Consider the following 20942-nt stretch of genomic DNA (forward strand, 5'->3'; position numbering starts at 1 on the left):
CGCTGGAAAGCGAAAGACTGCCCCGTTCCCCGTTCCCCGTTCCCCGTTCCCCGGGAGGGCGCGGGCGGGTGTGCTACTCGCCTTTCGCGGCGGTCAGGCCCTGGATTCTGCTCAGGAAGGTGACCTTCTGGTCCGTTGCGGACCGCGGAGGGGTCAGGGCCGCCTGGTTGGAGATCGACTCCAGGGTGAGGGACCGTTCGGGATCGCCGGTCATCAGGGCCTCGACGTCGGCGTCGGTGACGTCGATCGGGTAACCCCGCGCCGCCGTCTGCTTCTGGTAATGGCGGGTGGTGAAGAAGACGAGCGCGCCGCCGTCCGCGGTGCGCAGACCCACCGGGGCGTAGTCGCCGGAGGTGAGCGGTTCGTCGATGTACTGCTGGGCCAGACCGGGGCGGGCCGCGTTCTTCGCCCGGTCCGAGCGCCACTTGCTGGTGTGGGCGCCGTCGGCGAAGGTGCCGCCGCCGTCCTTGAGGTACGCCGCGTAGCGCTGGGGGAGCTTCCCCGGCGCCACCGCCAGGTCCGCCGCGTCCGCCGCGACCGGCCGGGCCCAGCCGTCCTCGTCCTTCTCGAACTCCGGGATCTCCTCGGCGGAGGCGATCGTCAGGTACGAGACCTGCCACACCTCGTTCGCGTCGCCGCGGGTGAACACCAGCAGCCAGCGGTCCTCGCCACGGCCCTTGTTGGCCTTCGAGTCGGTGACGAACCAGCGCGGCCAGCCCGCCTTCTCGGGAATGGTGAACCGGGTGTCGGTCAGCTTCAGGGGTACGTAGTCCGGGTTGCCGCCCGGCTGGTTCCTGCCGCCGGCCTTCAGCTTCGCCCCGTCGATGTCCCCGAGGGCGCCGGTCACCCGGTCCGCGTCCAGGGAGGGGTCGTTGGCGGCGTTGGCCTCGTTGTAGGCGTCGGTGAAATCCGCCAGGGCGCGCGCGGCCTCGGTCCTGGTGGCTCCGGGGAGGATCTCCCGTTCCCCGTGCACCACCACGCACCCGCTCGCCGTCACCGACAGCGCGGTCACCGAGACCGCCGCCAGCGCACCCCGGCCGAGCCTGCGGGTCCTGCGAGTCCTACGAGGGCCACGATCCCTGCTCATCAGGTGCCTTCACCTTCCCCTTTCCCTTTCCCTTCCCGGAGCCGAACCCTATCGGGACCGGCGGGCGCGCGGACGGCGGGATCACGTACCGGCCGGTCAGGAGTCCCTGACCGGGGCCACCACGACCCCACCGGTGCGCGGGTTTCAAGGGCTCGGTCAACTTCAAGGGCCACGAGGACGGCGGCAGTCGCGGTCTCGACCTCACCCTCAGCGACCTGAAGGCGGAGATCGACGGCGGTTCCGGCACGCTGACGGCCGACGTGGACAGCCTCGGTGAGAAGTCCGGCGACGTGACCCTCGCCGAGCTGGAGCCGGGGTCGGCCGACCTGACGGCCGAGGGCGACGTCATCACCCTCGCCGACGTCACCGCGACGCTCACCACGGCAGGGGCGGAGGCATTCGGCGGCTTCTACCAGGCCGGCGCCGAACTCGACCCGGTCGACCTCGCGGTGGCCCTGACCGAGGACGCCGAACTCCCGGACGCCGACCCGACCCCGGGCGACGGCGGAACCGGCACCACCGGGGGCACCACGGGCGGCACGACCGGCGGGACCACCGGTGGCGCGGGTACGACCGGCGGCGTGGGCACGACCGGCGGGACCACGGGCGAGCTGACCGGTGGTCTCGCCTCCACCGGTTCCGACGTGCCCGTCGGCGCGCTCGGAGCGGCCGCCGCGGTCGCCGTCGCGGCGGGCGCGGGCGTGGTGTTCGCCGTACGCCGCCGCCGGGACACGGACGCCGCCCAGATGTGACCCGCAGATCTGACCCGCGGGCCGCGCGCACCCGGCCGCCGGCCCTTGGTGGGGCCGGCGGCCGGGTACGTGTGCGGAAGCACCGGCGCCATGGTGCTTGAATGCCCGCGTGACTGATTACGACGTGCTGCGGGTCTTCTGCGGGCCCCGCGGCGAGTACGGCAACGAACTCGGGGTCGTGCGGGAGGGCTCCGTACTGCCCGGGCGGGACGAGCGGCAGGCGTTCGCCGCCAAACTCGGCTTCGGCGCCACCGTGTTCGTGGACGACCCCGAGCGCGGTGTCGTCGACCTCTACGCCCCCGACGCGCGGCTGCCCTTCGCCGGTTACCCCTGCGTGGGCGTGGCCTGGCTGCTGGACGTGCCCGAACTCGTCACGCCCGCGGGCGTGGTGGGCACCCGGCTCGACGGCGAGTTCACCTGGATCGAGGCCCGCCCGGAGTGGGCCGCGCCGCGCACCCTGCACCGGTACGCCACGGCCGCGGAGGTCGACGCACTGCCCGTACCCCCTCCGGGGGAGGAGTGGTACGCCTGGGCGTGGGAGGACGAGGCGGCGGGCCGCGTCCGCGCCCGGAGCTTCCCCGGCCGGGGGGAGGGCGCGGAGGAGGACGAGGCGACGGGCGCCGCGGCCCTGCACCTGACGGCCCTGCTGGGCCGCGCCCTGAACGTCACCCAGGGCAAGGGCTCCCAACTCCTCACGGCCCCCCAACCGGAGGGCTGGGTGGAACTGGCCGGAAGAGTGTTCCTGGAACACTGACCCCCGCCCCCGAGGGGCGAGGGAAACGGATGGTCCGCCTGACGAAGGTGGTCTGCCCGAAACGCCCCGCCGGGCTGCCCTGCTAGCCCGCCCGGGTCAGCCCTGGATGGAGGCGAGCCAGCCGGTCAGCAGCTTGTTGACCTCGTCGGGACGTTCCTGCTGGATCCAGTGGCCGCAGCCGTCCAGGAGGTGGGAGGCGGACAGGGCGGGGAGGGTGGTGGGGTGGGCGTCGATGGCGTCGGCCATCCAGGTGGTGGAGGCGTCCAGTGCACCGCCGACGAACAAGGCGGGTTGTTCGACGGGGGCTCCGCGGTAGGGGGCGAGGTCTTCCCAGTCGCGGTCCATGTTGCGGTAGCGGTTCAGGGCGCCGGTCAGGCCGGTGCGCTCGAACTCGCCGGCATAGACGTCGAGGTCCTTCTCGCTCAACCAGGCCGGGAGGGAGCCGACGGGGAAACGGTCGCGCAGCTGGCCGCCGTGGGCGACGAAGTGCGGGTCGGGCTCGCCCTCGGCCGGCATGGTGTCGGCGGACAGGGCTGCGTAGAAGCCCGCGAGCCAGCCCCGCACGTCGGGCTCGATCTCCCTCTCGGCGCGGCCGGGCTCCTGGAAGTAGGAGACGTAGAACTCCTGCTCGGGGCCGCCGATCTGGCCGAAGACGTCGGTGGGACGGGGGCCGCCGGGTGGCGCGTACGGAACGCTCAGCAGGCCGACGGCCCGGAAGACCTCGGGACGGAGCAGGGCGGAGGCGGCGGCGATATTGGAGCCCCAGTCGTGGCCGACGACCACCGCGTTCTCCTCGCCGAGGGCACGCACGACGGCGACGTTGTCCTCCACCAGGTCGAGCATCCGGTAGGCATCGGTCACGGCGGGCTCGGAGGAGCGGCCGTAGCCGCGTACGTCGATCGCCACTGCCCGGTAACCGGCCGCGGCGAGGGCCGGAAGCTGGTGACGCCAGGAGTACCAGGACTCGGGAAAGCCGTGCACGAGCAGGACCAGCGGACCGGTGCCCTGCTCGACCAGGTGCAGGCGTCCGGCAGGGGCCTCGACGGTGCGGTGGCGAAGTATGGCGGTCGGCTCGGATTGCATGGGAACTTCTCCTCGGCTCGCGGACGGTCGGCGGCTACCCCTCGATCATGCGGCGCGGTGGCCACTCGACGCGATCAGCGTTGCCATCCTGGCAAACTTGCAGGCAGGATGATGAAACGGCACGGCGGAAAGGAACAGCGACGGTGGCAGAGGACGACGTGGCCCAGACGCTGGCGGCGATGGGGCCCCGGCTGCGGGCCGTGCGCGAGCGCCGTGGCATCACGCTCACCGATGTCAGCCGCGCGACCGGCATCTCGCCCAGCACGCTGTCGCGGACCGAGACCGGCCGGCGCAAGCCCACCCTGGAGGTGGTGCTGCAGCTGGCAAAGGAATACGAAGTCTCCCTCGACGAGCTGGCCGGCACCGCCCCCGCCCCTGCGGCCAAGCCCCGCAGCACGGCGCCGCACAGCTTCGGCGACGACAAGGCGGTAGTGCCGCTGACCCGGTACGTCGGCGGCCTGCACGCCCACAAGCATGTCCTGCCTGCCCTCGAGAAGCCGCCTGGGCGGCCCCGACAGGTGTCCCACGAGGGCTACGAGTGGCTGTGCGTCCTGTACGGGCGGTTGTGGCTCGCACTCGGCAGCCAGGACCTCGTCCTGACTGCCGGGGACGTCGTCGAGTTCGACACCGGCATCCCCCACGGAGTCGCGAACGCCGGATCCGACGGACCGGCCGAGTACCTGATCATGTTCGGGCCTCAGGGAGAACGTCTACGGCCGCACACCCCTCCAGCAGCTGGTCGCGGGACTGGTGACAGCAAGGCTGCTGAATGAGCAGTTGTGACAAGCCCTGTGCCTCGTCGGTGACAACTGCCGTGCTTCGGCTCACCCGCCCACCGACCGTGCCGAGAGCCCGCTGTCCGCCGTGGACGAAGAGGCCGTGCGCCCGGCCGACGCCCTGGAGGCGCACCCGGGCGCTCCTGGGTGCTCGACTTCCCGATCGGCACCAGCTGCACCTCGCGCCGGCACTCCAGGCACTCCGGGCACTCCGGCAGGCCCTCCATCCGGCGTGGACGATCGTCCCGGAACAGGCCGGTTGAGCACAACGGAAGTCGTCCGCACCCGAGAACGAATCCGCACCCACCCCCGCCTCCCCCCTCCCCGCACAACCTCCCCGCACGACCCGGTGTAACGCTCACGCGCTGATGCGGAACTCTTCCCCCAACGCCCGGAACACCCCCGTGTTCAACGCGAACGCCCGCCGGCACTCGGCGACGATCCGCTGCTTCTCCAGATCGTCCGCGGCCACCCCGTCGAGCAGCTCCCGGTACTCCCGCTTGAACGCCGCCGGGTTCCCGATCTCCTCGAAGACGTAGAACCGCACCCCGTCGCCCTTGCGCGCGAACCCCCACGTCTTCTCCGCCCTGCCGCGGATGATCTGCCCGCCGGAGAGATCGCCGAGATAGCGCGTGTAGTGGTGCGCGACGTACCCGCCGGGCCACGTCAGGGCGCACTCGGCGATCCGGTCGGCGTACTCCCGCGTCGCGGGCAGTGCGGCGAGCCCCTCGCGCCACCCCGCACCCCGCAGGTGCGCGAGGTCCCGCTCCAGCGAGGCGAGCCGCATCAGCTCGGGCCGGACGAACGGGCCCGCCACCGGATCGCCGGACAGTTCGGGGGCCGCCGACTCCAGCGCGGCGTAGACGAACCACAGCTGCTCGGTGTAGCGCGCGTACGCGTCCACCCCGAGCCTGCCGCCGAGCAGGTCGCTCATGAACGTCGAGGTCTCCGCCTCCACGTGCTGTTCGTGGGACGCGGTGCGGATGAGCGTGGAGAAGGGTGTGCCCGACGCGTTCATGGGACCTCCGGGGGCGAACGGGGAGACGAGAGCCGAACCGATCCTCCATGGTTAGGCTTACCTAAGTCAATGGGTTTCCGACGCGCTGTCGGTAAGACCGTACCCGGAATCTCCCCCGCCTCCACATGAAGGAGCCGTCCGCTCGGGACGAGCGGACGGCGGTGTGACGAACCCGGGGAACGGCTACGGCAGCGTGAGGATCTCGGCCCCGCTGTCCGTGACGACCAGCGTGTGCTCGAACTGCGCGGTCCGCCGCCGGTCCTTCGTGACGACCGTCCACCCGTCGTCCCACATCTCGTACTCGTACGTCCCCAGCGTCAGCATCGGCTCGATCGTGAACGTCATCCCCGGCCGGATCACGGTCGTGGCGTGCGGACTGTCGTAGTGCGGGACGATCAGCCCGGAGTGGAACGAGGAGTTGATGCCGTGCCCGGTGAAGTCCCGCACGACCCCGTACCCGAAGCGCTTCGCGTACGACTCGATGACCCGGCCGATGATGTTGAGCTGCCGGCCGGGCTTGACCGCCTTGACGGCCCGCTCCAGCGACTCACGGGTCCGCTCGACCAGCAGCCGCGACTCCTCGTCCACGTCGCCGACGAGGTACGTGGCGTTGTTGTCGCCGTGCACGCCCCCGATGTACGCCGTCACGTCGAGGTTGATGATGTCGCCGTCCCGCAGGACCGTGGAGTCCGGGATGCCGTGGCAGATGACCTCGTTCACGGAGGTGCACAGGGACTTCGGGAAGCCGCGGTAACCGAGCGTCGAGGGGTAGGCGCCGTGGTCGCACATGTACTCGTGCGCGACGCGGTCCAGCTCGTCCGTGGTGACACCGGGCGCGATGAGCTTCGCGGCCTCCGCCATCGCCCGCGCGGCGATCCGGCCGGCGACACGCATCGCCTCGACCGTCTCGGGCGTCTGCACCTCGGGACCGGTGTACGGGGTCGGCGCGGGCTTGCCGACGTACTCGGGGCGGCGGATGTTCCCGGGCACGGAACGGGTGGGGGAGAGCTCCCCTGGAACGAGCAGCGACTGGCCAGACATGCCAGGGAGTCTAACCAGCGCGGACGGGGGAACATGTCGGTGGCGAGAGGAGCTGGTCATGGCCCTGTTCAAGAAGCGTACGGTCGGTAAACCGGGCGAGTGGTACTACTGCCTGGAGCACAAGAAGGTCGAGGAGGGCCCCGAGTGCCCCGCGAAGGACCGCTTCGGTCCCTACGCGTCCCGCACGGAGGCCCAGCGGGCGATGGACACCGCCCGCGAACGCAACCTCGACTGGGAGACGGACCCCAGGTGGCACGATCCCGCAACCCGCTCCGCGGAGGACAACTAGAGCCCGACCGCCGTCTGCGCACCGGCGGGGGTCGGCCGCACGGTTCCCCGCGCTCCCGGGCGCCCGGGGAACCGCGCGCCCGGCCCTCACCGGCCGGCGGCCCTCAACGCTCCCCGGCCACCCCTCCCCGCAAGGACTTCATCCGCACCGCGTGCTCGTTCGTCCGCACGTCGTACGCCATGAGCTTCGGCAGGCACAACGCCAGCGCCCCCACCGCGGCCACACACATCACACCCCCGGTCCACACGGACGCCCGCACCGAGAGGAGCGCGGCCATCCCGCCCGCGCGGACCTGCCCCAGCTGCGGCCCCACCGAGTACGACAGCAGCTCTATCCCCGCCAGCCGCCCCCGCAGCTCGTCCGGGATCGTCTGGTTCCACATGGCCGCCCGGAAGATCCCGCTGACCATGTCGCAGCAGCCGGCGAGCGTCAGGAACAGCAGCACCAGCCACACGTCGCGCACCGCGCCCGCGGCCACCATCGCCACCCCCCAGCAGGCCGCCGCCAGCACCACCGCCCGCCCGTGCCGGTGGACCCGCGAGGTCCACCCGCTGGTGAGGCTCACCAGCAGCGACCCGGCCGGCAGGGCCGCGTACATCAGCCCCAGCGACCACTCGGCGTCCAGCTCGTCCGCCAGGAACGGCAGCACGGCGAGCGGGAAGGCGAAGAACATGGCCGCCAGGTCGATCGCGTACGTACCCAGCAGCTCCTTGCGGCTCCACGCGTACCGGGCCCCCTCCGCGATCGCCCGCAGCGACGGCTTGGCCGCCTCGTGCGCGGCGGGCGACGAGGCGAGCCCCACGGCCAGGGCGAGGGAGACCACGAAGGTGGCGAGGTCCGCGGCATAGGCCCAGCCGAGCCCCGCGTACGCCACGACCAGTCCCGCGACGGCCGGTCCGGCGACCCCGCCGACCGTCCAGCGCAACGAGTTCAGCGCGGCGGCCGCCGGCAGGTGCTCGTGCCGGACGATGCGCGGGGTCAGCGCGTCGAGCGCCGGCCGCTGGACCGCGACGAGCGCGGAGGAGAACGCGGCGACGGCGTACAGCGGCCACACCAAGGGCTCCGGCAGCAGCGCGTTGGCCAGCAGCACGGCCGAGAGGAGTCCCTGTCCCGCCTCCGTCCACAGGATCAGCTTCCGCTTGTCCAGGGCGTCGGCGAGCGCCCCGCCGTACAGCCCGAACACGATCAGCGGCAGGAGTTGCACGGCACCGATCGCCCCGACGGCCACCGCGCTGCCGGTCAGCTCCTTCATCTGCACCGGCAGCGCGACGAACGTCAGGAAGCTGCCGAAAGTGGTGACGAGTCCGGCCACCCACAGCCGCCGGAAGTCGGGCGAGGTCCGCCACGGCGCGAGATCGGGCAGCAGCGCGCGCAGCCACGAGCCACCGCCACCGGTCCCGGTGCCGGTCCCGCCACCGGTCCCGGTATCGGCATCGGAGGCGTCGGCGTCGGCGTCCGAGGCATAGGCGTCGGAGGTATCGGTATCGGTATCGGATTCGGGTCCGGTCGGTTTCGTCACGACGGGACATGGTCCGTGGCCGGCCCGCCACGGACAAACGCTTTTTCGACCAGGGGGCGGCGGCCGGCCACCGGATCCGGACTCGTCAGACGAAGTTCACCGTGAATTCGCCCGGACTCGGCAAAGTGTCCCCTCACCCGACCGACGAGGAGAGGGTTCCATGACCAGAGTTGAGGTGTCCGTGCCGTTCCGGGCCGGACAGGAGGGTTACGCCAGTTTCCGCATTCCGGCCGTCGTCGCCACCGCGGCGGGCACCCTGCTCGCGTTCTGCGAGGGCAGGGTCGGCTCCCGCGACGACTTCGGCAACATCGACATCGTGCTGAAGCGGTCCACGGACGGCGGACTGACCTGGGGACCGCTTCAGGTGGCCGCCAGGAACGGCGAGGCACTCGCGGGCAACCCCGCCCCCGTCGTCCTCGACACCGGCAGGATCCTGCTCGTCCACATCCGCAACGCCGCCCTCGCGACCGAGGACGCCATCCGCCGCGGCAAGGTGAGCGCCGCCGACGGGCGCCGCGTGTGGGTCTGCCACAGCGACGACGACGGGCTCACCTGGTCGAGTCCCAGGGAGATCACCAAGCAGACGAAGAAGACGGCCTGGCGCTGGTACGCGACCACCCCGGGACACGCCCTCCAGCTCGGCACCGGACGGGTCCTCGTCCCCGCCAACCACTCCCTGCCCCCGGCCGGCACCGACACCGGCACCGAGGGCACGTACAACGGCGGGCACTGCCTGCTCAGCGACGACCGCGGCGAGACCTGGAGGATCGGGTACGTCGACGACAGACCCGACAACTACGTCAACGTGAACGAGACCACCGCCGCCGAACTCCCCGACGGACGCGTCTACTTCAACACCCGCACCGACTCCGCGGCCCCCGGCACCCGCGCCGACGCCTGCTCGTCCGACGGCGGCCGGACCCTGGACAAGCCCTTCCGCCCGCAGGCAGGCCTCACCGGCCCCGTCGTCGAGGGCAGCGTGCTCCAGCTCCGCGACCCCGACGTGCTCCTCTACTCGGGGCCCGCCGACCCCGGCTTCCGCGCCCTGATGACGGTCCGCGCCAGCACCGACGACGGCGTCACCTGGCGGACGGCGCACACCGTGGACGGGCTGCCCGCCGCTCAGGTGAGGGCGGGGTCCCCGCACGTAAGGTCGGCCCATGACCTCTACTGACAGTGCACAGAAGGNGTACTCCGACCTCGTGCGCGCCGACGACGACACGCTCGGGCTCCTCTACGAGACGGGCGACTTCGGCGCGTACGAGACGATCACCTTCCGCCGCGTCCCCGTGGCCGCCCTCACCTGAGCGGCGGGGGCGGGGTCCCCGCACGTAAGGTCGGCCCATGACCTCTACTGACAGTGCACAGAAGGCCCCCGCCAAGGACCCCTGGGACCTGCCCGACGTCTCCGGGCTCGTGGTCGGCGTGCTCGGCGGCACCGGGCCGCAGGGCAAGGGTCTCGCCTACCGGCTGGCCCGGGCCGGACAGAAAGTGATCATCGGATCGCGGGCCGCGGAGCGGGCGCGGGCGGCCGCCGACGAACTCGGGCACGGGGTCGAGGGCGCCGACAACGCCGAGACCGCCCGCCGCAGCGACATCGTGATCGTCGCCGTGCCGTGGGACGGGCACGGCGAGACCCTGCGGTCGCTGCGCGAGGACCTGGCCGGCAAGCTCGTCGTCGACTGCGTCAACCCGCTCGGCTTCGACAAGAAGGGCGCGTACGCGCTGAAGCCCGAGGAGGGCAGCGCGGCCGAGCAGGCCGCCGCCCTGCTGCCGGACTCCCGCGTCACCGCCGCCTTCCACCACCTGTCGGCCGTGCTGCTCCAGGATCCGCAGATCGAGGAGATCGACACCGACGTGATGGTGCTCGGCGAGGAGCGGGCGGACGTCGAGCTCGTCCAGGCGCTGGCCGGCCGCATCCCCGGCATGCGCGGCATCTTCTCCGGGCGGCTGCGCAACGCCCACCAGGTCGAGTCGCTGGTGGCGAACCTGATCTCGGTGAACCGGCGCTACAAGGCCCACGCGGGCCTGCGCCTGACCGACGTGTAAGGAGCGCCGCCTACGGGAGTACCCGCCGCAGTGCGTCCGGGAAGGGGCGTGCGGGCGTACCCGGGGCATGGGGGACACTGGAACGGAGCAGTGTCCCCCTCCGGGTCCCGGTCGCGCCGGGCCGCGGAGTTCCCCGACAGGAGCCGACCCCATGTCCCGCCTCGCCCTCTACGCCCTCGTGGTCTGCGTCCTCGCCACCGCGGCAGCCGTCGTCTCCTTCGTCCAGGGCAGCTGGCTGGGGATCGTGTGGGTACTGCTCGCGGGCCTGTCGTCCAACATGACCTGGTACTACCTGCGCCGGGACCGGGCGCGGCGCGGGACGCCCTCCGCCACCGGCTGACCGGACGGCCCGGCCGTCACCGGCCGACCGAGCAGAACTGGTCGCTCTCCGTCCAGAACCGGTAGAGGTTCTGCCCGCAGTACGTACGGACCTCGTCGATGTCCAGGGTCCGCAGCAGCGCGTCGATCGCGTCGAAGAACTGGCCGTTCACCTCGGGGATCCACAGGATCGCGAAGACGAGGAGCAGTCCGAACGGGGCGAACGGCTCCACCTGGCGCCGGATCCTGTACGACAGCCAGGGCTCGATCACGCCGTAGCCGTCCAGGCCCGGGACCGGCAGGAAGTTCAGCAGCGCGGCCGTGACCTGGAGCAGCGCCAGGAACGCCAGGGCGAACTGGAAGTCCGCCGGCACGCCGTCCAGCGCGTCCAGCCAGAACGGGGCCGTGCAGACCACCGCGAACAGGACGTTCGTCAGCGGGCCCGCCGCCGAGATCAGGCTGTGCTTCCAGCGGCCCCGGATGCGGTCGCGCTCGATGAACACCGCGCCGCCGGGCAGGCCGATGCCGCCCATGATCACGAAGAGCACCGGCAGCACGATGCTGAGCAGCGCGTGCGTGTACTTCAGCGGGTTCAGGGTCAGATAGCCCTTCGCGCCGATCGAGATGTCGCCGCTGTGCAGGGCCGTGCGCGCGTGCGCGTACTCGTGCAGGCAGAGCGAGACGATCCACGCCGCCGTCACGAAGAGGAAGACGGCGACGCCCGGCTGCTCGGCGAAGCCCGTCCAGGTGGCCCAGCCGGTCACCGCGGCGACGGCCACGATCCCTAGGAACACGGGACTGATCCCGCGGTCGCTGTGCCGGTTGGTGGCGGTGGTCATGGGGTGGGGCTCCCTGGCGTGCTCGGACGGTCCGGTCGTGGCGGGTCGACCGTACCGGTGGTGCGGGGTGGACGTCCCGCGCGGGGTCGCGGATTCCTGCGGCCGCCCCCGCTTCGTCGGCCCCGCGCTCGGCCGCCCCGCTCCGTCCCAGGCCGCCTCGGAACAGGCCGGTCCGAAATGCGGGGTGGGTCCGGGGAGTCAGCAGGGACAATGGTCCACGTGCGCTATCGCATCCTCGGCACCACCCAGGCACTCCGTACCGACGGCACCCCCGTACCGGTCGGCGGAGCGCGGCTGCGCGCCCTGCTGACCGTGCTCGCCCTGCGTCCCGGCCGGACCGTGCCCACGGCCGCGCTGGTCGACGAGGTGTGGGGCGCCGACCCCCCGGCCGACGCCACGGGAGCGCTGCAGGCCCTGGTGGGCCGGCTGCGCCGGGCCCTCGGCGCGGACGCGATCGGTTCGGCCGAGGGCGGCTACCGGCTGCGCGCGGCGGCCGACGACGTCGACCTGCACCGTTTCGAGCGGCTCGCGGGCGAGGGCTCCCGAGCGCTGGCCGACGGCGACCCCGGCAAGGCGGCCGTCCTCCTCGACGACGCGCTCGCCCTCTGGCAGGGCCCCGCGCTCGCCGACCTCCCGGACCGTACGGCCGAGTCGGCCCGCTGGGAGACCCGCCGCCTCGACGCCCGGCGCGCCCGCCTCACCGCCGCCCTCGCCCTCGGTCACGCCGAGCAGTCCCTGCCCGACCTCACCGCGCTCTGCGACGCCCACCCCCTCGACGAACCGCTCCAGCTGCTGCGGCTGCGCGCCCTGCGCGACGCGGGCCGCGCGGCGGAGGCCCTGGCCGCCTACGAGGCCGTACGCCGGCTCCTGGCCGACCGCCTGGGCGCGGACCCTGGACCGGAACTGCGGGCACTGCACGGGGAACTGCTGCGGGGTGCCCCCGCCGAACAGGGTCCCGGTGCCGATTCCGGTGCCGGTCCCGCGTCGCGCGGGCGCCCCGCGCCGCTCGGCAACCTCCGGGCCCGGCTCACCTCCTTCGTCGGCCGCGACACCGACCTGGTGACCATCCGCGGGGACCTCGCGTCGGCCCGGCTCGTCACCCTTCTCGGGCCGGGCGGCGCCGGCAAGACACGGCTGTCGCAGGAGGCGGCGGAGAGCGTCGCCGGGACCCTGCCCGACGGGGTGTGGCTGGCCGAACTCGCGCCCGTGGACGATCCGGAGGCCGTCCCCGAGGCCGTCCTCACCGCGGTCGGGGCGCGGGAGACCGTGCTGCGCAGCGCAGGGGCCGAGGAGCTGCGGGTCGTCACCGAACGGCACAGCGACCCGCTCGTGCGCCTCACCGAGCACTGCGCCAAACGCCGCATGATGATCGTCCTCGACAACTGCGAGCACGTCGTGGACGCCGCGGCCCGGCTCGTCGGGCAACTGCTCGAACGCTGCCCCGGGCTGACCGTACTGGCCACCAGCCGCGAACCCCTCGGCGTACCCGGGGAGTTGCTGCGGCCGGTCGAGCCGCTGCCCGAGCCGTACGCGCTGAGACTGCTCGCCGACCGGGGCGCCGCCGCCCGGCCGGGGTTCCGGATCGAGGACGATCCGGAGGCCGCCGCCGAGATCTGCCGGCGCCTCGACGGGCTGCCGCTCGCCATCGAACTCGCCGCCGCCCGGCTGCGGATGCTCACCCCGCGCCAGATCGCCGACCGCCTGGACAACCGTTTCCGCCTCCTCACCTCGGGCAGTCGTACGGTTCTGCCGCGCCAGCAGACCCTGCGGGCCGTCGTCGACTGGTCCTGGGACCTGCTGGACGAGGACGAACGCGAGGTGCTGCGGCGGCTGTCCGTCTTCGCCGGCGGCTGCGACCTGGCCGCCGCCGAGGCCGTCTGCGGGCCCGCGGCGCTGGAGGCCCTCGGCTCGCTCGTCGACAAGTCCCTGGTCGTGGCCGCGCCTTCGGGCACCGAGGGCGAGATGCGCTACCGGCTCCTGGAGACCGTCGCCGAGTACGCCGGGCAACGGCTCGACGCGAGCGGCGAGCGCGCCGCGGCCGAGCGCGCCCACCTCACCCACTACCGCGAACTCGCCCGCACCACCGACCCGCTGCTGCGCGGCCCCGGCCAGCGCGCGGCCATCGAACTGCTCCAGCTCGAAGGCGAGAACACCCGCGCCGCACTCCAGTACGCCGTCGCCGAGCGCGACGAGCAGGAGGCGCTCTGCCTCGTCCTCTCCCTGGCCTGGTACTGGCAGATCCGCGACCTGCGCACCGCCACCCGCAACTGGACGCGGGAGGCCATCGCCCTGGGCCCCGACCCGTTCGCGCCGTCGGCCGAACGGGCCGTCCCGCTGTACGAGTCCTGCACCGCGACCCCGCCGCCCCTGCGCCCGGAGGTCCTCGCCGAGGCCCGGCGCGGCGTCCACCTCCTCCATCTCGCCTGCATGGACCTGGAGCTGGAGACCTGGCAGACCCCGGAGGCCGAGGCCAAGCTGCGCGCCATCACGGAGGCGTACGAGCCGGGTTTCCCCCAGGTCTGCCGCAACCCCGGCTACCTCTGGTTCTTCGCCGTGCTGCTGACCGGCGACATGGACCGGCTGCGCCGGGTCATCGACGCGAGCGTCGAGACCTGCCGGGAGCTCGGCTACGACTGGGAGCTGGCCGTCGCCCTGCAGATGCGCGCCAACATCCTCGCCAACCGCGCCGACTGGGCGGGCGACGCGACCCGTGACGCCAACGAGTCCCTGGAGCTCTTCAGCCGCCTGGAGGACGCCTGGGGCGCCGCCGAGGCCCTCTCCGCGCGCGGCGAGGCCCATGAGCGCCGGGGCGCGTACGAGCTCGCCGCCGCCGACTACGAGTCGGCCATCGCCCACGCCGAACGTCTGGGCGCCCGCACCCAGACGGCCGTCCTCGGCACCCGCCTCGGCAGCGTGCTCGTCGACTCGGGCGACACCGAGCGGGGCGAGCGGCTGCTGCGCGAGGTGCTGGAGCAGGGCGACGGCACCCTCAACGAGGCGGTGCCCGGGGCCCGGCTCTTCCTCGCGATGTGGCTCGCCCGCAGCGGCCGGGTCACCGAGGCGCGCGCCCAGATGGACCGGTTGCGCGACGACTTCAACGCCGTCCAGTTCGTGGTCTTCGACGGGTTCGTCCTGGGCGTGGAGGCATGGCTGGACTCGCTGGAGGGCCGGCACGACGAGGCGCTGCGGAAGGTGCGGGAAGCGCTGGAGCAGGCGAAGGACCCGCTGACCCGGATGATCGCGCCGCACCTGTTCTCCATCAACCTGGGCACCGCCGCCCTCGCGCTGGCCGGGGGCGGCTCGCGTGCCGGGGACGCCGCCCGGTGCCTCGGCGCCGCCGACGGACTGCTCCCGCCCGGGCACATCCGGTCCGTCGCCGAGCGCGAGATGCGGGAGCAGGCGGAGGCACGGGCACGGGAGGCCCTCGGCGGCACGGCGTACGAGGCCGCGTACGCGGAGGGCGGCGGCCTCTCCTTCGAGGAGGCCGCCGCCCTGGTCTGACGCGGTGGGGCAGGCACGGTGGTCCGTCCCGCCCCGCCCCGCTCCGCCGCGGTCAGGTCTTGGTGCGGTACTTGTGGATCGCGACCGGGGCCATCGCCACGGTGATGACGACCGACCACACCAGGGTGATCATGATGTCGTGGGCGACCGGCTGCCCGCCGTTCATCAGGCCCCGGGCCGCGTCCGCGAGGGACGACAGCGGGTTGTAGTCGGTGAACGTCCGCAGCCAGCCCGGCATGGTGGACGGCGGCGAGAAGATCGACGACCCGAACTGCAGGGGCATCAGCACGAGGAATCCCATTCCCTGGATGGCCTGGGCATTCTTCATCACCACGCCCATGGTCAGGAAGATCCACATGATGGAGGAGCCGAAGACCAGGGCCAGGCCGATGGCGGCGAGCAGACCGGGGACGTTCGACACGGACAGGCCGAGCAGGAAACCGACCGAGAGCAGGATCGCCGTGGCGAGGAGGAGCCGGCCGATCTCGACCGCGATCTTGGCGATCAGGACCGAGGCACGGGAGATCGGCAGGGACCGGAAGCGGTCCATCACCCCCGTCTGGAAGTCCTGGTTGAACCCGGTGCCCACACCCATGGCGATGTTCATGCCCATCATCGCCATGAGACCCGGCACGACGTAGTTGACGTACTCGTCCTGGTTGCCCTGGCCGGCTATCGCGCCGCCGAAGACGAACACGAAGAGCAGCGTGAACACGATCGGCATCAGGACGACGTCGAACATCGACTCCGGGTCCTGGCGGATCCACAGCACGTTGCGGCGGGCCAGGGCGCTGATGTGCCGCAGGTGGGCGCGCAGGCCGATGCGGGGGGCGTCGTCGGTGCCGGACGCGGCGGGGGACTCGATGACGGCGGCGCTCATACGGCGGCCTCCTCGTAGGAGCGGCCGGCCGGGGTGTCCCGCGGGCCGTCCGGGTCGTCCGGATCGCCGGGACCGGCCGAACCGGTGGCCCGGTGGCCGGTGAGGGAGAGGAACACCTCGTCCAGGCTGGGCAGTTCGGTGGAGAGGCCGGCGAGGGTGATGCCGCGGGCGGTGAGCCCGCCGACCACCGCGGTCAGCTGCTCGTCGCTGAGGATCGGCACGAGGACCGTGCCGGTGGCGGCGTCCACCGTCGAGCCGCCCGGACCCGTGAGGCCGAACTCGTCGAGCGCGGCGGCCGTCGGGCGCAGCTCCAGCGGGTCGGCCGGGCGGATGCGCAGGGTGCGGCCGCCGACCTTCGCCTTCAGCTCCTCGATGCCGCCGTTGGCGATGACCTTGCCGCGGTCGATGACCGTGAGTTCGTTCGCGAGCTGCTCGGCCTCCTCCATGTACTGGGTGGTGAGCAGGACGGTCACGCCGTCCCCGACCATGCGCTCGACCTCGTTCCACACCTCGTTCCGCGTACGGGGGTCCAGGCCGGTCGTCGGCTCGTCCAGGAAGAGGACGGTCGGGCTGCCGATCATGGAGGCCGCCAGGTCGAGGCGGCGGCGCATGCCTCCGGAGTACGTGCTCGCGGGCCGCTTGGCGGCGTCGGTGAGCGAGAAGCGCTCCAGGAGCTCGTCCGCGCGGGTGCGGGCGTCCCTGCGGGACAGGTCGAGGAGCCGGCCGATCAGGTAGAGGTTCTCGCGTCCGGAGAGCTTCTCGTCCACGGAGGCGTACTGACCGGTGAGGCCTATCACCCGGCGGAGCCGGCGGGGCTGGCGCACGACGTCGAAGCCGGCGACCGTCGCCCGCCCGGCGTCCGGGACGAGCAGGGTGGAGAGGATGCGGACGAGGGTCGTCTTGCCCGCGCCGTTCGGGCCGAGCACGCCGCGGACCGTACCTTCGCGCACGTCCAGGTCCACGCCGTCCAGTGCCTTGGTCTCGCCGTAGTGCTTGACCAGTCCCCGCACGGTGACGGCGTCGGGACGGCCGGTGCCGTCCCCCTTCCGCCGGGGCTTGTCGTCGATTCGCGTCATGCCCCCAAGCTCCCACCCTCCACCGACAAACCACCGACAGTCCGCCGACACGCTCCGCCGGTCGCGTTCGTGTCCGTCCCCGGGTCCGGTGGGGGCGGACCCAAAGGACCGCGCGGTTCCCCGCGCCCCTTCAGGGGCGCGGGGAACCGCGCGACGGGGGCCCGGGGGCGGGGCCCCCGAGTCGGTGACCGGGCCGCGGTGGTGCCACGGTGGGCCGGAGGGGCTCAGTGAACGGAGTGCTCCTCCTGAGGGAACGTTCCGCCCACGACATCGTCGGCGAACGCCTTCGCCGCGTCCCCCATGACCTGCCGCAGATCCGCGTACTGCTTCACGAACCGCGGCATCTTCCCGCCGGTGAGCCCCAGCATGTCGGTCCACACCAGGACCTGCGCGTCCGTCTCGGCCCCCGCCCCGATCCCGACCGTGGGTATGTGCAGCACCCGCGTCACCTCGGCGGCCAGCTCGGCCGGCACGAGCTCCAGCACGACCGCGAACGCCCCCGCGTCCTGCACGGCCTTCGCGTCGCGCAGCAGCTGCTGGGCGGCCTCCTCGCCGCGTCCCTGGACCCGGTAGCCCATGGAGTTCACGGACTGCGGGGTGAGGCCGATGTGCGCCATCACCGGGATGCCCGACTCCACGAGCAGCCGGATCTGGCCGTGCGACCGCTCGCCGCCCTCCAGCTTGACCGCCCCGACCCCGGCCTCCTTCACCAGCCGGGTCGCCGACCGCAGAGCCTGCACCGGGCCCTCCTGGTACGACCCGAAGGGCAGGTCGCCGACGATGAGGGCGCGCGAGGTGCCCCGTACGACGGCGGCGGACAGCATGGTCATCTCGTCGAGCGTGACGGGCACGGTCGTCTCGTAACCGAGGTGGCAGTTGCCCGCCGAGTCACCGACGAGCATGACCGGGATGCCGGCCCCGTCGAAGACGGAGGCGGTCATCGCGTCGTACGCGGTGAGCATCGGCCACTTCTCGCCGCGCTCCTTGGCGGCGGTGATGTCGCGGACGGTGATGCGGCGTGTGCCCTTGCCTCCGTACAGCGCCCTGTCGCCGCTGTCGGCGGTCTTGCGGGCAGCCGGGATCTGCGTCATGGCCAGCGGCTCCTTCTGTCATCTCGAGGCACCCTGACGGTGTCCCCGGATCACCTCCATGGTGGCACCTCGTGCCACCGGACGGCTAGGGGGCCGCCCCTCGTACCGGACACCGGGCCCCGGGCGTCCGTAAGAGGGCCGTAAGAGCTCGGCAAAGGAATTCCAATACGAGACGGTCTCGTATCGGAACGCTCTAGCCTCGTGGGCATGACACCTTCCGCCGCCCCCGCCCCCCGCATACCGGAAGCCGTGCACCGGCGACGCTGGGCGATCCTCGGCGTCCTGATGCTGAGCCTGCTGATCGTCGTCCTCGACAACTCGATCCTGAACGTCGCCGTCAAGACCATCTCGACGCCCGCCCCGACCGGCCTGGGAGCCACCCAGAGCCAGCTGGAATGGGCCATCAACTCCTACACCCTGGTCTTCGCGGGCCTGCTCTTCTCCGCCGGTCTCCTGGGCGACCGGCTCGGGCGCAAGAAGGTCCTGCTCGGCGGCCTCCTCGTCTTCGGCATCGGTTCGGCGCTGGCCGCCTCCTCCGGCTCCCCGGCCGAACTCGTCGCGTTCCGCGCGGTGATGGGACTCGGCGCCGCCTTCGTGATGCCGGCCACCCTCGCCGTCCTCATGAACGTCTTCGAGCGCGACGAGCAGCCCAAGGCCATCGGCATCTGGGCGGGCGGGGTCGGTCTGGCCATCGCCGTCGGCCCGATCACCGGAGGGGTCCTGCTCGACCACTTCTGGTGGGGGTCCGTCTTCCTGGTCAACGTGCCCATCGTGCTCGTGGCCCTGGGCCTGATGGTCTGGCTCGTCCCCGACTCCCGCGACCCGAAGCCCGGCCGGATCGACCCGGTGGGCGTGGTGCTGTCCGTCGTCGGGCTCGTCCTGCTGGTGTACGGCATCATCGAGGGAGGGCAGCTCGCCGACTTCACGGACGCCGAGGTCCTCGCGACCATCGGCGCCGGACTGGCCGTACTCGTCGGCTTCGTCGTGCACGAGAAGCGCAGCGACCACCCCTCCATCGACATCGGTCATTTCAGGAACAAGGTCTTCTCCGCGGCGATCTCCGCCATCGCGCTCGTGTTCTTCGCGCTGATGGGCGTGACCTTCTTCGCCGTCTTCTACACCCAGAGCGTGCGCGGTTACTCGCCCCTGGAGACCGGTCTGCTGATGCTGCCGCTGGCCGTCGCGCAGCTCGTCTTCGCGCCGCGCGCCCGGCTGGCCGTGAACCGCTTCGGCAACAGGGCCACCACGACCGGCGGCATGCTCGTCATCGCCGCCACGCTGGCCGCGTTCGCCACGCTGGAGGCCGACACGCCCATCTGGATCCTGGAGGTCGTCTTCTTCCTGATGGGCACCGGGATGGCGCACATCATGACGCCGACCAGCGTCGTGATCATGCAGGCCCTGCCCCGGGAGAAGGCGGGCTCCGCCTCCGCGCTGAGCAACACGTTCCGCCAGGTCGGCGGCGCCCTGGGCATCGCCGTGCTCGGCTCGGTCCTGTCCGCCGCCTACCGCTCGGGCATCGAGGACGAGCTGCCCCCGGCCGCCCGGCACACCGCGGGCGAGTCCATCGAGGCGACCCTCGGCTTCGCCGCGAAGCTCGGCCCGGAGGGCGACGCGCTGGTCGGCCCGGCCAACGACGCCTTCCTGCACGCGATGCACGTCACGGCCCTGTGCGGCGCGGGCGTGGCCCTGGTGGGCGCGCTGGTGGTGGGCCTGTTCCTGCCGGGCCGCACCCGGGCCCCGGCCGAGAAGGAGCCCGAACTGGCAGGCGCCGACCACTGAGGCTCCCCCCGAGGGCGCGCCTGAAAGGGCGCGGGGAACCGCGCGATCGGCCACGAGGCACCCGTGGACGACCCACCGGCCTCCCGCCGGGCACAATCGACCCGGCGGGGACGGGCGAGGGGCCGGCGGAGCGACGGAACCCCGGCGGGACGCGCGGCGGCACACGAGAGAGCGGAGCGAACACGTGGGCGGGGCGGAGCAGACGGCAGGCGCGGCCGGGCGGGGCGGGCCCGCCCGGGGCCGCCCGCGCAGCGAGGCGGTGGAGCGCTCGATCGTCGAGGGCGTCATGAAACTGCTGGAGGAGGGCGTTCCGCTCGCGGAGATCTCCATAGAGCGGGTCGCGCGCATCGCCGGTGTGGGCAAGGCCACCATCTACCGGCGCTGGAGCGGCCGCGAGGAGCTCTTCTGCGACGTGCTGCGCACCGCCGAGCCGCCCGACCCGGAGCTGCCGGGCACGTCCATGCGCGACGACCTGGTCGTACTGCTGGAGTCGCTGCGGCAGCGCGGTCTGGCCAACCGCTCGTCGGTGATCATGCACAACGTGTACGCGCAGATGAAGAGCAGCCCCAAGCTGTGGAAGGTGTACCACACGGCCGTCATCGAACCGCGCCGGCTGAAGACGCTCGGCGTACTGCGGCGCGGCCAGGCGAACGGCGAGATCCGCGCGGACGTCGACGTCGAGCTGGCCAACGACCTCTTCGTGGGCCCCATGCTCGTGCGCGCCGTCGTCCGTCCGGACGCGGGACTGGAGGAGGGACTCCCGGAACGGATCGTCGACACCGTCCTGGCCGGTCTGGGGCCCGCCGCCCCCCGGGACCGGGACGGCGGCCGCTCCGGCTGACACGGCCGCCACTCCGTCACCTCCGGGAACAATGTGCGCGTTCTGTCACAGACCACCCCACCTGGTCCGCCGCCGGAACTCCGCACGCCCTCCCGGCCGTCCTCGTCGCCGTACGGCTGTCATGTGACGGCGGGACAGATCGCGATCATCCCCTAGGGTCTTGGGTGCGGGGACGATGTGAACGGCAGTTGGTGAGGCGACGGTATGGCGCAGGCGTACATGACGGAGACGGGCAGCGGCGGCCAG

General features: G+C 72.5%; 17 protein-coding genes and 2 pseudogenes. 10 read left to right on the forward strand and 9 right to left on the reverse strand.

Features of this window, described 5'->3' with window-relative positions:
* Positions 1 to 73: 73 nt before the first annotated feature.
* The gene (locus KM933_RS13635) at positions 74 to 1087 is read right to left on the reverse strand and encodes an SCO2278 family lipoprotein (RefSeq protein ID WP_221351755.1); all 1014 of its coding nucleotides are present in this window, start codon (positions 1085 to 1087) and stop codon (positions 74 to 76) included.
* Positions 1088 to 1239: 152 nt separating this feature from the next.
* Between KM933_RS13635 and KM933_RS13640 the strand changes: the two are divergent.
* Positions 1240 to 1839, forward strand: a pseudogene (locus tag KM933_RS13640) (HtaA domain-containing protein); the annotation flags it as partial.
* A gap of 109 nt (positions 1840 to 1948) precedes the next feature.
* The gene (locus KM933_RS13645; RefSeq protein WP_221351757.1) at positions 1949 to 2593 is read left to right on the forward strand and encodes a PhzF family phenazine biosynthesis protein; all 645 of its coding nucleotides are present in this window, start codon (positions 1949 to 1951) and stop codon (positions 2591 to 2593) included.
* Between the two features lie 96 nt (positions 2594 to 2689).
* Here KM933_RS13645 and KM933_RS13650 read toward each other — a convergent pair whose 3' ends face one another.
* The gene (locus tag KM933_RS13650) at positions 2690 to 3676 is read right to left on the reverse strand and encodes an alpha/beta fold hydrolase (protein ID WP_221351759.1); all 987 of its coding nucleotides are present in this window, start codon (positions 3674 to 3676) and stop codon (positions 2690 to 2692) included.
* A 143-nt stretch (positions 3677 to 3819) separates the two neighbouring features.
* Here KM933_RS13650 and KM933_RS13655 point away from each other — a divergent pair, with 143 nt between their 5' ends.
* Positions 3820 to 4449, forward strand: coding sequence for a helix-turn-helix domain-containing protein (locus KM933_RS13655; RefSeq protein WP_221351761.1), 630 nt, complete (start codon positions 3820 to 3822; stop codon positions 4447 to 4449).
* Positions 4450 to 4810: 361 nt separating this feature from the next.
* On the opposite strand, the gene KM933_RS13660 is transcribed toward KM933_RS13655, so the two are convergent.
* Together KM933_RS13660 and map are read right to left on the reverse strand one after the other, a co-directional pair.
* On the reverse strand, positions 4811 to 5470 hold the full coding sequence (locus tag KM933_RS13660; RefSeq protein ID WP_221351764.1) for a biliverdin-producing heme oxygenase: 660 nt from the start codon (positions 5468 to 5470) through the stop codon (positions 4811 to 4813).
* A 183-nt stretch (positions 5471 to 5653) separates the two neighbouring features.
* Positions 5654 to 6511 carry a type I methionyl aminopeptidase gene (gene map / locus KM933_RS13665; protein WP_221351766.1) on the reverse strand — a complete coding sequence of 286 codons (858 nt, stop codon included), beginning with the start codon at positions 6509 to 6511 and terminating at the stop codon, positions 5654 to 5656.
* A gap of 58 nt (positions 6512 to 6569) precedes the next feature.
* Here map and KM933_RS13670 point away from each other — a divergent pair, with 58 nt between their 5' ends.
* Positions 6570 to 6800, forward strand: a complete 231-nt coding sequence (locus KM933_RS13670; RefSeq protein ID WP_221351768.1) for a hypothetical protein — start codon at positions 6570 to 6572, stop codon at positions 6798 to 6800.
* Between the two features lie 103 nt (positions 6801 to 6903).
* On the opposite strand, the gene KM933_RS13675 is transcribed toward KM933_RS13670, so the two are convergent.
* Complete coding sequence (locus tag KM933_RS13675; protein WP_221351896.1) at positions 6904 to 8175, reverse strand: MFS transporter; 1272 nt, start codon at positions 8173 to 8175, stop codon at positions 6904 to 6906.
* Between the two features lie 304 nt (positions 8176 to 8479).
* Here KM933_RS13675 and KM933_RS13680 point away from each other — a divergent pair.
* The 3 genes and pseudogenes from KM933_RS13680 to KM933_RS13690 all read left to right on the forward strand — a co-directional run bounded on the left by KM933_RS13680 (position 8480) and on the right by KM933_RS13690 (position 10708).
* Positions 8480 to 9626: pseudogene (locus tag KM933_RS13680) on the forward strand (sialidase family protein).
* Positions 9627 to 9663: 37 nt separating this feature from the next.
* The gene (gene npdG / locus KM933_RS13685; protein WP_221351770.1) at positions 9664 to 10368 is read left to right on the forward strand and encodes an NADPH-dependent F420 reductase; all 705 of its coding nucleotides are present in this window, start codon (positions 9664 to 9666) and stop codon (positions 10366 to 10368) included.
* Between the two features lie 151 nt (positions 10369 to 10519).
* A complete protein-coding gene (locus KM933_RS13690; RefSeq protein WP_221351772.1) occupies positions 10520 to 10708 on the forward strand; it encodes a hypothetical protein in 189 nt (62 codons plus the stop codon).
* Positions 10709 to 10724: 16 nt separating this feature from the next.
* Here the strand turns inward: KM933_RS13690 and KM933_RS13695 are convergent, their stop codons facing one another.
* A complete protein-coding gene (locus KM933_RS13695) occupies positions 10725 to 11525 on the reverse strand; it encodes a site-2 protease family protein (protein WP_221351774.1) in 801 nt (266 codons plus the stop codon).
* A 210-nt stretch (positions 11526 to 11735) separates the two neighbouring features.
* Here KM933_RS13695 and KM933_RS13700 point away from each other — a divergent pair, with 210 nt between their 5' ends.
* Complete coding sequence (locus tag KM933_RS13700) at positions 11736 to 15026, forward strand: AfsR/SARP family transcriptional regulator (RefSeq protein ID WP_221351775.1); 3291 nt, start codon at positions 11736 to 11738, stop codon at positions 15024 to 15026.
* 52 nt (positions 15027 to 15078) lie between these two features.
* Here the strand turns inward: KM933_RS13700 and KM933_RS13705 are convergent, their stop codons facing one another.
* The 3 genes from KM933_RS13705 to panB form a co-directional block, all read right to left on the reverse strand.
* Entirely contained in the window at positions 15079 to 15906 is an 828-nt protein-coding gene (locus tag KM933_RS13705; RefSeq protein ID WP_221351777.1) for an ABC transporter permease, read from the reverse strand.
* Positions 15903 to 16982, reverse strand: coding sequence for an ATP-binding cassette domain-containing protein (locus KM933_RS13710; RefSeq protein WP_221351779.1), 1080 nt, complete (start codon positions 16980 to 16982; stop codon positions 15903 to 15905). The genes KM933_RS13705 and KM933_RS13710 overlap by 4 nt, the downstream gene beginning before the upstream one ends.
* 224 nt (positions 16983 to 17206) lie before the next feature.
* Positions 17207 to 18073 (reverse strand): 3-methyl-2-oxobutanoate hydroxymethyltransferase, encoded by an 867-nt coding sequence (gene panB, locus KM933_RS13715; protein WP_221351781.1) that lies wholly within the window; start codon positions 18071 to 18073, stop codon positions 17207 to 17209.
* A gap of 207 nt (positions 18074 to 18280) precedes the next feature.
* Between panB and KM933_RS13720 the strand changes: the two genes are divergently transcribed.
* Together KM933_RS13720 and KM933_RS13725 are read left to right on the forward strand one after the other, a co-directional pair.
* Positions 18281 to 19855 carry an MFS transporter gene (locus KM933_RS13720; RefSeq protein ID WP_221351783.1) on the forward strand — a complete coding sequence of 525 codons (1575 nt, stop codon included), beginning with the start codon at positions 18281 to 18283 and terminating at the stop codon, positions 19853 to 19855.
* Between the two features lie 184 nt (positions 19856 to 20039).
* Entirely contained in the window at positions 20040 to 20696 is a 657-nt protein-coding gene (locus KM933_RS13725; RefSeq protein WP_308013374.1) for a TetR/AcrR family transcriptional regulator, read from the forward strand.
* Positions 20697 to 20942 lie beyond the last annotated feature (246 nt).

The sequence above is a fragment of the Streptomyces beigongshangae genome (assembly GCF_019710745.1).
GTDB lineage: Bacteria > Actinomycetota > Actinomycetes > Streptomycetales > Streptomycetaceae > Streptomyces > Streptomyces beigongshangae.